This window comes from Saccharopolyspora sp. NPDC000995, assembly GCF_053599315.1.
Genome location: NZ_JBSFLZ010000179.1, coordinates 1 through 11,151, shown reverse-complemented (window position 1 = coordinate 11,151; position 11,151 = coordinate 1). Strand labels below are relative to the sequence as shown.

Below are 11,151 nucleotides of genomic sequence, written 5' to 3'. Positions count from 1 at the left end.
TTGGGATGCGTTGGAGTCGCAAACCCAAGCAGGATAAGGCCTTTGCCTTACCTCAGGCCGGATCTACCCACCCGACACGCTTGATGAAGGTCTAGGGCCCTGGCCCGGTGATTCACCGAAGGAATGTAGTGCCGAGCGTTCCTCAGGACCGGCATCACCAACGCCAAAAGCGAGGGCATCAACCGAGCCGTCAAACTCGCCGCCCGCAACGCCTACGGCTTCCGCAACCCCGAGAACCAACGCCTACGCACACGCAGCGTCACCAGCAAGTGACCGTGCCCGGCTAAATTCGAAGACCCATCAACCCTCGCCTGGTATGCGCGGACGATGACGCCTAATGATGGGGTTTGCGCGTACTGGTGGGCACCGTCGGCACATGAGCATCTCTATCGATTTCGAGGATTTGAAGAAGGGGCTCGGGTTCGTCGCCGTCGAGACGGGGATGCCCGGCACCTCAACACCGACCGGGCCATCACCGCCGAAAACGCCCGCCGCATCGCCTGCGACGCCAGGGTGCTGCCGGTGGTTCTCGGCGGGGACAGTCTCGCGCTGGACGTGGGGCGGGTGAAGCGAACCGCAGGCGAAGCGAACCGCACCCGCCCAGATCCGTGCCGCACTACTGCAGCGGGACGGGGTGTGTGCGTTCCCGGGATGCGACCGGCCACCGGGAACCCCGGAAGCGCAGCATGTCGAGCACTGGGTCGACGGTGGGGCGACCGAGTTGGGCAACATGGTCATGCTCTGCGGTCACCATCACCGCACCCTGCACAACCAGCGATGGGAAACCAAAATACGAAACCAGCAAACGGTGTCATCCCGCCGACCACAGTGGACCCCAGAGGCACACCACGACTAGGTGGCCGCGCACTACCCGCCCAACACCGCGCATACCTCCGGGACCTCATCCTCACACCACGGCACCCGGTGGGCGAAGAATGACGCCCTGGTTCGGTCGTGGAGTGCCCAGGCGACCTGGCGAGATTTCGCTTGTTTCGTATACATATTCGGCGGTCATCTGGGTGGCGATTGGGCCGGGCGCCACCGCGTTGCGCGCGCAAGATCCTCGTGATAGTAGACCGTTGGCATTCCTGGCGATGTCTGTGGAGCTGATGTGAGACGGGGCGAGCCCATGGGGAGGACAGTCAAAGTGCGCGCTCGTAGAGTTTCCGGATCAACTCACCGTCGATCCCGGGAACCGGATCGTTGTCGACGTTGCCGGTCACGCCGGCGATCAGTCGGTCAATGTCCTGGGGACCGAACCCGCCTTCGGACAGTCTGCGTGGCAGACCCAGCTCGGACAGCAGCCTCGACACGGCGGTGTGCACGTCGTCGTCGCCGAGGAGCCTCCCGACGGTGTCGAACTCCGCCGTGGCGTGCGAGTACGCGTGAGCGAGCCATGTCGGATAGATCGTGGCGAGTCCCCGTCCGTGCGAGATGGCGACGGCGGGCACCGAGCCCATGGCCTGCTGCATCCTGTGGGGCAGGCACGTGCTGGCCGTGGCGACGTTCAGACCGCCCAGCAGCGCGGCCAACGCCATCCGCTCGTGCAGCTCTGCGCTGGTCTCGCCGGCCACCACGCGGGTGAGGCAGCCGCCGAGGATGTCCAACGCCTCGACGGCGAACAAACGGGTCAGCCGATTCGCGCGACGTGCGACGTAGCCCTCGACGGCGTGCGCCACCGCGTCGAATCCGGTCTCGGCGGCGAGCCCGCCGGGCACGCTGCGCAGCAGATCGGGGTCGACGACGGCGACGCGCGGGAAAAGGTCCTCGCCCCGGATCCCCGATTTCAGTCCACGTTCGGTATCGGTGATGATCGCTGCCTTTGTGACCTCGGCACCGCTGCCCGCCGTCGTCGGAACCGCGACGACCGGCACGGCATCCTCGGTCGCCGGGAGGGTGTGGCCCACCAGCGGTCCGGAATCGCCGTGCCGCATTCCGATCGCCGTCGCTTTCGCCGCGTCGAGGGCGCTTCCTCCGCCCAGTCCCACGATCACGTCGCACGAGGACTGAACCGCCATGCGGACGGCAGCGTCGACCTCGACGGAGCGGGGGTCCGGTGACACCTGGTCGAACACCTCAGCGCGGACGCCCGCTTGGCCGATCACGGACAAAGCGGCAGCGAGTATTCCGTTGCTGCGCATAGCGTTCCGTCCGCACACGAGCAGCGCGGAGGCACCGAGCGCGCGGGTTTCGCGCCCGAGCTCGGTAAGCCGACCCCGGCCGAACACGACCCGGGTCGGGATCGAGAAGTCGATGATCACAGTGTGGCCTCCCAGCGCAGGGCATTGGTGCGCAGCGCATCGAACACGGGGCAGGTTCCGTACGCCAGGTAGTGCAATGCGGAGCCGCCACCGGTGGACTTGGCGCCGTTCCAGGGCAGGTCGGCGGTCGTGTCCCCGCCCAGCAACAGCGCGTTGACGCGATCGTGGCGCAGAGCGCCGAGCAACGCGTCCGAGGCTCGCGTGAATCCTTCGGTGTAGCGAGCGGGTGTTCCCGCGATGAACGCCCGGCCCCCGTGGGACGTGAGGTGGTCCAGCCTCGCGCGCACCCACGGGGTGAGCATGAAGTCGACGATCGCGTAGCCCGATGGCACTGCGCGTGACACCGGGACGGTTCTGACATCGGCGAAGTCACGACCCCTCGGGCGGGCGATCACGACCTCATCGGGAATGTACAGCTCGGCTCGGTTCGCCCGGTTCAGCACGTTTCTGCTCACCTGCAAGGACTTCTCGGGGCGAGGACCCACTGTGGACGATCCGATGTCGTGGCCGAGAGCTCGGAGCAGGTTGTTGAGGACGACTCCCCCCGGGATGACGAGATCGTAGGTCGCGGTCAGGTGTTCCAGGCCGATGGCGGTCTTCTCCGGCTTCACCCCTCCGAGCACGGCCACCGAGTACTGCTCGTCCGCGCTCCCAGCCCAGGGCGCGAGCAGTCCGGTCTCGTGGACGAGGCTGTCCGCGGCGAAGGCCGGCCGGTGACCGAGCAGGCCGACGTTGGACGCATGAGCCCGATGCGCCTTCGAGAACCCGCCGATGGCCGCACAATCGCCGAGAGCGGCGAACCGGCGGGCGAGCTCGGCCGAGTTGGTCATCTCCCCGGCGTGCTTGCGGGTGTTGCCGAACACCACGGCTTCACCGGCGCGAAGCGCGTGCGCGCGGTCGACCGCGTCCGGCGTGGCGTTGCCGGGGAAATAGCCCACGGCGCGACCGAGCCGGTCGGCGACGTAGTCGGCGACGAAATCCAGTTCGTTCGCGTCGCCGACGCCATTGCCCTGATGCGAGAGCACGGCCACCCGGGCTCCTGCGTCCAAGAGGCGTTCGATGGCCGGGAGTTCCTCGTCGATCCGCCCGGTGTCGGCAAGCGCGCGCCCGACGTTGAAGCCGGCGGAGTAGATCCACCTCTGCCCGCATCGGATCTCCTGCTGAGACAGGAGCCTGACTCCGCGCATCCCCTCAGAGCGCATAGGTTCGCAGCCCCAGGGTCTCATCGAGTCCGAACAGGACGTTCATGTTCTGGATGGCCGACCCGGCGGCACCCTTGACCAGGTTGTCGGTCACCGCGACGACCTTGGCGATGCCGCGTGCCCGGTCGACGTCCACTCCGAGGTGGCAGAAGTTGGAGCCGACGACGTGCCCGAGGCTCGGGTACACGTCGTACTCCTTGTCGTTGACCCCACCCTGCTTGGGAGCGTCGTTGACGAGCACGAAGTGCTCTCCCTCGTGTCCGGGCCCGTAGGCCGCGGTGAAGATCTCCAGCAGCTGGTCGCGGTCGAGCCGCTGCCGCAAGCCCGCGTTGGCCTGCAAATGGATGCCGCGAGCGAAGTTGCCGTGTGCGGTGTTGATGTCGATGCGGACCGGCGGGCCCTGGATCGCGTTGGCGAAGAAGGCTTCGAGCTCCGGCCCGTGGCGGTGGCCCTCAAGGCTGTAGGCCAGCATCGATTCCGCCACTTCGGCGTGCATGATCGCCTTCTTCGGGGTGGTGCCCGCTCCTGTCGTCCCGTTGGTGGCGTGGATTGACACGGGGCTGGTGAGGTCGACGAAGCCGCCGTTGAACAAGGGTGTCAGGGCTAGGATCGCGGTGATGGCGTAACAGCCAGGATTGGCGATCAGCCGGGCGTCGCGGACGCGGTCCCGGTTGAGCTCGGTCACCCCGTACACCGCCTCGGGGAGGAGGTGCGCGGCGGTGTGTTCCCGTCCGTAGACGCGCTGGTAGAGGTCGACATCGCGGAATCGGAAGTCCGCGCTGAGGTCGACCACCCGGACACCGCGGTCCAGGAAGTGACCCGCTCGGTTCATGGCCTCACCGGAGGGCGTGCAGAAGAAGACCACGTCGAGTTCGACGGCCTGCTCCTCCAGCCGCTGGACGGGCCTGAACTCCAGTCCGCTGCCGCGGAGGTTGGGATGGGTGCGAGCGAACGGACGTGGCTCCCGGGAGGTCGGCAGGATCACCTCCACGGCAGGATGGCCAAGCAGCAGACGGCACAGCTCACCGCCGGTGTATCCGGTCCCTCCGATGACGCCGACCGTCAGCTTGTCAGCGGTCGAGTTGTTCATCTGTCCCCCTTCGTTCTGGTGCCGGGTCGGCCGCTGGTTTCGACGTGCTGCGGGCCAGGGACGGCGGTAACAGCACGATCTTGCCCACGTCCTCGGGCGTGTGGTCCATCAGGCTGATCTCGTGCGCCGCGCTGAGCGGGAGGCGGTGGCTGATCAACGGTGCAGGGTCTATTTCTCCGCGCGACAACCATTCGATGACCTCGGCGAAGTCCCGAGGCGTGGACAGGGTGGAGAACCGCATGCTTAGCCCGTGCGAGACCAGCCGATTCAGCTCGATCTGGCGGGGACGGTCGAAGTAGCTCACGACGACGATCTGCCCGCCGGGCCGCGTGATTGCGCACGCTTCGTCGAGGACGGTGTCGTGGCCGGAGGCGACGAACGTGACGTTGGATCCTTCGGGCGCCCGGGCCGCGAGTGCCTGGACTACGTTGTCGGTGTGGGCGTCGACGTAGTAATCCGCCCCCAGTTGCCGTGCCCGTGCTCCTTTGGCCGGGCCGAGGTCCACGCAGCCGATCGAGCCGAAGCCGAGTTTCCTCGCCGCGATCAGACAGGTCAGTCCGATGGTTCCGGAACCGAGTACGACGGTGCTCGCGGGTGGCGTGTTCTCGACCAGCCGTACCGCGTGCAGGCCGATCGACAAGGGTTCGGTCAGCGCTCCCGTCGCGTCGTCGACGTCATTGGGAAGCAGGTGCGTCATGTTCTCACGGAGGACGACGTACTCGGCGAACGATCCTTCCCAGCCCGAGTGGCACAGGTTCGCCCGGTTCCGACAGAGGTTCACCTCACCGCGATGGCAGGGCGCGCAGGCATCGCACTGGGAGAACGCCGCGGAGCACACCTTGTCGCCAGGAGCGAAGCCGGAGACCTTCGTCCCCACGCGTTCTACGACGCCGCAGAGCTCATGGCCGAGGATGACCGGTGGTCGCTTGTACGGGTGGGTGCCTCGATATGTTGCGAGGTCCGACCCGCAGACCCCCGTCGCATGCACGCGGACCAGCAGCTCGTTCTCACCTGGGTCGGGCACGTCGACATCGCGGTACTCGATCGTCCGCTCTGACACCAGAACAGCGGCCTTCATTCGCCGCGCCCCGTTGACTCCCATGGTCAGCAAACCCGGTTGTCGACGGGTGCGCCCGTCATGGCGCTGTGGATCGACTCGACCACGATGTGGCCTATCCGCCGCTGCGCGTCCGACGACATGGCTCCGATGTGCGGGGTCAGCACCACGTTGTCCAGAGTGGATAGTTGTGTTGGACTGCCTTCGTCGGTGCGGACATCGAGCGCCGCACCGGCTATGGTTCCTTGCTTCAGCGCCTCGTGCAGGGCGGGTTCGTCGACGATCTCACCCCGGGACACGTTCACGAGGTAAGCGCCGCATTTCATCATCGCGAGCTCCGGTTCCGAGATCAGCCCGCGAGTGCGTGGCGTCAGCGGGACCACGAGGCAGACCACATCAGATTCCCGGAGCATGGCCGGGAAGCCGACGAGCTTAATGTTTTTCGCTGCCAGCGCGCGGCGTCGGGGCTCGTCTTCTCGTTCGACGCAGGTCAGCACCCGCATGGAGAAACCCTGCGCGAGGTGTGCGACCCGCGCGCCGATGTTGCCGTGGCCGACGATTCCCATCGTCTTGCCCGCGAGCTCGGATCCGACCAACGCCGACTTGTTCCATATGTTCGTGCGGGCTTGCCGGTCGGCCAGCGAGATCTTGCGCGCCAGCGCCAGCAGCAGTCCGATCGTCAGTTCCGCGACCGCGCCTGCGGACTCTCCTGGGACGTTGAACACGACGACGCCCGCATGGCGTGCGGCGGTCAGGTCGATGTTGTCCGTTCCGGCACCCGCCCGCGCCACGAGCTTCAGGCGCTGGGCCCCGGCGAATAGCTCGGCGGAGAGCTGTACGCCGCTGCGCAGGACGATCACGTCGGCGTCGCGGGACAACGTCACGATCTCGTCCGCCGACGGCCGAAGGCGGACGACGACGTCGCAGGTCCGGCGCAGACGTTCGAGGGCCTCGTCGTGAATGGGGTCCACGACGAGGACCTTCCACCTCGTCGGCGGTGCCATAGCTGCATCTTCGGAAACGTTGCGCACAGAAACCCCTCGGGTTGTCGCGGCTGCAGAGTTGAATGGTTCGATCGCCGGGTTCACGTCGGCGTGGGCGCGGGACGGCTGCCATGATCGATCGCCCATCGCGTCGCCGGGGGAACCAGGCATCCCGTCGCGAGAAAGACGACACCGAGGAGCACGCATCCCGCCCAGCCCCAACCGGCCATCGCGGTGGTCGCGACGAGGGGGGTGACGACCTGGGCCAGGTCCCGCCCGACGCCGTAGACCCCCTGATACTCGCCCTGAGCGTGTTCCGGTGCTAGTTCGAAGGAGATTCCCCACGAACCCGCGGCGTGCAGGAGTTCGCCGACGACGTGCACGCCCACACCGAGGAATAGGAAGACGACGGCGACCCACGCGGGTGTCCCGTCCGCAACCGCGAAGCATAGGCAGCATGCGAGGAGGAAGTAGCCTGCTCGGCGCTGTGCGCGGGCGGCACCCGTCGCGGTCTCGGTCCGCCGGCTCGCGCGTACTTGGAAGAGCATCACGACGACGGTGTTGATCACGGAGAAAACCGCGTACAAGGCGACCGGCGCGTGGGTGCGTTGCGCCATGTAGAGCGGCAAGGCGACGGTGAACACCCCGATGTTGAGGGTCAGCAGGGCATTCAACGCGGTCAGCGCCAGATATGGCCGGTCCCGCAGGACCGCCACTGGTCTACCGGCAGCATTCTTCTCCGGTGCCGCTCCGGAAAGCGGAACCCGCGTCGTGACCACGGCCGAGACCGCGTAGCAGAGCGCCGAGGTGACGATAACGACTTGATAGCCGAGAGAGGTGTCGGACAGCAGCGCGACTCCGGCGAGCGCGGAACCCACCATCCAGCCCGCATTGGTGACCGACCGCAGATAAGCGCGAGTTCGCACCCGGCTGTTCCGGTCGACCGCGCGCGCGATGAGCGCGCCTTCGGCCGCTTGCCCGGCCGATTCGCAGAGGGTGACCAGCGCGGCCGTGACGACGAATCCCGGCAGGCCTCCGATCGCGAGGTAGCCGCAGATCATCAGCGCTTCCGCGAAGCGGCATGCCGTGCGCACCAGCCGCGGTCCGACCCTGTCCGCTAGGCGACCACCGGGCACTCCGCCGAGCAGTCCCACCAGCGCACCGGCGGTGAGACCGATACCGACCTCGTGGACGCTCAGCCCGACCGAACGGGTGAGGTAGATGGGCAAGATCGTGTAGAACAGCCCGCGGCCGAACCTGCTCGTCAGCGTCGCCAGTGCCAGGGCTCGCACCTCCCGGCCCTTCGGGAGGAGGCTTTCACGCCTTTCAGTGAATGAGCGCATGCGACCTACTCGAATTCGACGGGGAACAACTGCGGCGTGCTCGCCCGGAAACGGCACTGCCGCGAACGTGATGCGCTCGGAACCCGGGGACGAACCGCGTGCCATGCAATCACAGTTCGCGGCGAGATGCTACTCCCACGCGACTCGGACCGCTGGAAAGCATCATGACAGGAATCGTTTGTCGAAGTTGGCAACTATTTGCCACGATTGTCGCATTGACGCCGCGGCGCCCGCTGGAAACGATTCATTTCCATCCTTGGAAAAGAAAATCCTGAGGGGGAACCATGTCCTAGCAGATCGAGCGCCTGGCATACGAGCCGCCGATAGTGGAGGAGACCAGCGGGTTCGCAGCGAAGACCGCACGCGCTCATTGCGGGTGATGGCGCTCGGCACCTGCGGAACTGACGAGGAGGAACCTTCGGCGCGGGATCCATCGACGATCTCGACGGGCTGACGGTGGGCCTCGTGGGCCGCTTTCACCTGATCGCAGCCGACGAGGAACGCGTCCGCAGGGCGCGCCGGGTCTGCTGGCGGCGCTGCGCAACTCGATTGCGCTGCGCGTGCGGGCCGGTGACGCGATCGCGACTGACCTGTGCGGTGGTCCGGGCTCCACGGCGGTGTGCTTCCTGGCCGACGGTGCGGCGGGGGCCTGCCAGGCCACTTCGACGCTCCGCTGGGTAGCGGGTAACGAGGACGCGGTGCGGGCCGACGATGCGGGCCGGCAGCTGTCGGTCTTCCGCCAATTTTCCTACGGGTGGGGGGATTATCCATGCTGTTCTCGGGCCGCAGACTGCGTGGGGCCCTGACGGACGAGCCCTCCGCCCTGGTCCGGACCGATCCCAGCTGCAGGGTGGCCGAGGACGCACGCGCGCATCCAGAACTCGGTCGAGGCCGGACGGATCTTCCGGGTGCTCGCCCCGCCGACGACCCGCGATGCGGAGCGTGGTCCTGCGGCGTCTGCTGTTGCGCACGACCAAGGACCACTGCGGTGACGAGTGGAACAACTTACTTGCGCGCGCACTCCGACGAGCTGCGCGGCCTCAGCGAGGACTCCCGCCTGGTCCGGGGCCGCCCCGCGACCAGGGAGCATGCGCTTGGAGCCCCGATGGACGTGGTCGGAACGAGGAGCGCTACTGCGCTGGGAACTACCGCCTGCAACGATCGCTGGCCGCCGCCCTGCTCGCACGCTTGCGGGTTGCGTGGCCGATGGTGCGTCGGGGCGCACGGCACCGTTATCGGCCCACGTGTGTATCGAGGTCGGTCGACGGGACGCGCGTGGGGGAACAGGCGGGATCGGCGGGTACCGGGCGATTTGCTCGGTTCCCGCGGCCGGTACTGAACCCGCTTGATACGACTATCAGGCGAATCGTTCGGACGTCGGAAGTCGGAATCACAGCTTTGTGAAATGAAATCATGCCGCTCCGGCATGGTTTTCCTTTATGCGTTCGTTATTCGAGTGCCACTCGTCTGATGCGCGAAATTTGACCCGTTCGGCGCAATTTATCTTAGCTTTCTGTGATCAAAACTACATTTCCGCCGGGCGTTGGTGTGTGCGCTGCTATTTTTGAGGCCCGAGTCGGTGTACTCGGTGTTGCTGTGGGGCGGGACGCGGATTGTTCGGCGTCCCGGTGCCAGGTTTGCATGGGGGAGGGTTCGTGGCAGAGGTTTCTTCGTCACGCGCTTGGCCAGTGCTGAGCGCGGAGGACATTTCCGGTGGCGCGGCGGAGCTGCGGCAGAGGCTGGAAAGCTGCCGGATGCAATGCATTCCCATCGCGTCCGTCCTGCAGGCTCCACCCGTGCGGGTGGCGGGCCAGGACATGGGGCACGTCCAGGCGCTGGTGGAGGTGGAGGGGGAGCTCCCGCCGATCCTGGTCCATCGGGAAACGATGCGGGTCGTGGACGGGATGCACCGGCTACGGGCCGCTGCGGCGCAAGGGCGTGAAACGATTAAAGCCGTTTTTTTCGCCGGGAGTGAGCAGGACGCGTTCGTCATCGCGGTCAAGCTGAACGCCATGCACGGTCTCCGCCTCACCCCGGTCGACAGATCGGCCGCGGTGGCGCGCATCGTCGTTTCCCATCCGCAGTGGTCGGATCGTGCGATCGCGTCCGCCGCCGGGGTGGCAGCCAGGACGGTCGCCGCGATCCGGAAGCGGGTCGGGGGCAACGTCGCGCCGCTGGACAGCCGGATCGGCCGGGATGGCAGGGTGCGTCCGCTCAGCTCGGCGGAAGGGAGGTCCCGTGCAGGGGAGCTGATGGCGAAATGCCCGGATGCCAGCCTCCGGGAGGTGGCGCAGGCAAGCGGTGTCTCGGTGAGCACCGCGAATGACGTTCGCGCCCGGCTGCGGGCCGGCCGGGATCTGGTGCCCGAGCAGCAGCGGACGGGCCGCAACGCGCAGGCATCCACCTCGCCCGCGATCCAGCAGCGGGTCGGCGTCGACGCGGAAGCCGGTGACGGGCAGGTCTCCGACCTGGAGCAGCTGCGGCGTGACCCGTCCATGCGGTTCAACGAGATCGGTCGCTCTGTGCTGCGGCTGCTGGATGTGGGCGCGTTGGATTCCGACGAGTGGCAGCGCTACGTCGATGGCGTCCCCCGCCACTGCGTCCGCAGCGTGGTGAACACCGCCAGGCGGTGCGCCGCAGCATGGGAGAACTTCGCCGAGCGGTTGGAGAAGCGCCAGGGGTCGATGCGGATGTCGTCATCGTCGGAGGGAGCTTGAGGTTCCCGGCCGGTCTCGGGCCCGCGGCCGGTGTTCGACTGATCCATCGTCAGCAGTCGAACACGTCCAGCCGATCAACGGGCCCGTCGAGATTCCAGTGGTGCGGTCGAATACCGGAAAAGAAAACCGTGCGCGAAATCTAGCGAATCGGAAGCGTGGTCGCGGGTTGAAGCGCCTGTTGGGCGCTGGCGCACTGGCGCTGCCGCTCATCGCTTCGACCGCCTGGGGGCGAAGACCTCCAGCTGGGCAAGGAGTCCGCGCTGACCTTGCCTTGCCGGAAGTGTCCTCCGCGCAGGTCATGTGGCGTATTTGTACTCGTGCAGTATGCAATCAACCAGCGTCATGAAGACATCGTGAAGAAGGCATGAACCCACGTTGAGCATGCTTCGTTCAGAAGGTATGAGAAGCCGATGCTTGGGAGTGCGGACATGATGGCAAACGATCACGGCACGGTGCTCGCCACCATGGTCTTCAACCTGGTAGCCCCGGCGGGAGTGA

9 protein-coding genes and 1 pseudogene are annotated in these 11,151 nt (G+C 66.7%); 3 read left to right on the top strand and 7 right to left on the bottom strand.

Annotated elements, in window-relative coordinates; genetic code table 11:
• Window positions 1-135: 135 nt before the first annotated feature.
• Both ACWDKQ_RS33370 and ACWDKQ_RS33365 read left to right on the top strand, forming a co-directional pair.
• Window positions 136-273 (top strand): annotated as a pseudogene (locus tag ACWDKQ_RS33370) (transposase); the annotation flags it as partial.
• A gap of 361 nt (window positions 274-634) precedes the next feature.
• Complete coding sequence (locus ACWDKQ_RS33365) at window positions 635-856, top strand: HNH endonuclease signature motif containing protein (protein ID WP_450142751.1); 222 nt, start codon at window positions 635-637, stop codon at window positions 854-856.
• Window positions 857-1,142: 286 nt separating this feature from the next.
• Here ACWDKQ_RS33365 and ACWDKQ_RS33360 read toward each other — a convergent pair whose 3' ends face one another.
• The 6 genes from ACWDKQ_RS33360 to ACWDKQ_RS33335 all read right to left on the bottom strand — a co-directional run bounded on the left by ACWDKQ_RS33360 (window position 1,143) and on the right by ACWDKQ_RS33335 (window position 7,936).
• Entirely contained in the window at window positions 1,143-2,261 is a 1,119-nt protein-coding gene (locus tag ACWDKQ_RS33360) for an iron-containing alcohol dehydrogenase (protein WP_450142750.1), read from the bottom strand.
• Window positions 2,258-3,463 carry a phosphoglycerate kinase gene (gene pgk / locus ACWDKQ_RS33355; protein WP_450142749.1) on the bottom strand — a complete coding sequence of 402 codons (1,206 nt, stop codon included), beginning with the start codon at window positions 3,461-3,463 and terminating at the stop codon, window positions 2,258-2,260. The genes ACWDKQ_RS33360 and pgk overlap by 4 nt, the downstream gene beginning before the upstream one ends.
• Window positions 3,453-4,553, bottom strand: coding sequence for an N-acetyl-gamma-glutamyl-phosphate reductase (argC, locus tag ACWDKQ_RS33350; protein ID WP_450142748.1), 1,101 nt, complete (start codon window positions 4,551-4,553; stop codon window positions 3,453-3,455). Before argC ends, pgk begins: the two co-directional genes overlap by 11 nt.
• Window positions 4,534-5,631: a zinc-dependent alcohol dehydrogenase gene (locus ACWDKQ_RS33345; RefSeq protein WP_450142747.1), complete on the bottom strand. Its 1,098-nt coding sequence runs from the start codon at window positions 5,629-5,631 to the stop codon at window positions 4,534-4,536. Before ACWDKQ_RS33345 ends, argC begins: the two co-directional genes overlap by 20 nt.
• A 26-nt stretch (window positions 5,632-5,657) precedes the next feature.
• Window positions 5,658-6,614 carry a hydroxyacid dehydrogenase gene (locus ACWDKQ_RS33340; protein ID WP_450142746.1) on the bottom strand — a complete coding sequence of 319 codons (957 nt, stop codon included), beginning with the start codon at window positions 6,612-6,614 and terminating at the stop codon, window positions 5,658-5,660.
• A gap of 80 nt (window positions 6,615-6,694) precedes the next feature.
• On the bottom strand, window positions 6,695-7,936 hold the full coding sequence (locus tag ACWDKQ_RS33335) for an MFS transporter (protein ID WP_450142745.1): 1,242 nt from the start codon (window positions 7,934-7,936) through the stop codon (window positions 6,695-6,697).
• A 1,655-nt stretch (window positions 7,937-9,591) separates the two neighbouring features.
• On the opposite strand from ACWDKQ_RS33335, the gene ACWDKQ_RS33330 reads away from it, so the two are divergent.
• Window positions 9,592-10,653 (top strand): ParB/RepB/Spo0J family partition protein, encoded by a 1,062-nt coding sequence (locus tag ACWDKQ_RS33330; protein ID WP_450142744.1) that lies wholly within the window; start codon window positions 9,592-9,594, stop codon window positions 10,651-10,653.
• A gap of 296 nt (window positions 10,654-10,949) precedes the next feature.
• Here the strand turns inward: ACWDKQ_RS33330 and ACWDKQ_RS33325 are convergent.
• Window positions 10,950-11,151 (bottom strand): hypothetical protein (locus ACWDKQ_RS33325; protein ID WP_450142743.1); only part of this gene is annotated, 202 nt, incomplete at its 5' end.

Coding starts and splice junctions, on each gene's coding strand:
- pgk (WP_450142749.1), bottom strand. CDS start 3,463: ATGCGCTCTGAGGGGATGCGCGGAGTCAGGCTCCTGTCTCAGCAGGAG.
- ACWDKQ_RS33345 (WP_450142747.1), bottom strand. CDS start 5,631: ATGAAGGCCGCTGTTCTGGTGTCAGAGCGGACGATCGAGTACCGCGAT.
- ACWDKQ_RS33335 (WP_450142745.1), bottom strand. CDS start 7,936: ATGCGCTCATTCACTGAAAGGCGTGAAAGCCTCCTCCCGAAGGGCCGG.
- argC (WP_450142748.1), bottom strand. CDS start 4,553: ATGAACAACTCGACCGCTGACAAGCTGACGGTCGGCGTCATCGGAGGG.
- ACWDKQ_RS33340 (WP_450142746.1), bottom strand. CDS start 6,614: ATGGCACCGCCGACGAGGTGGAAGGTCCTCGTCGTGGACCCCATTCAC.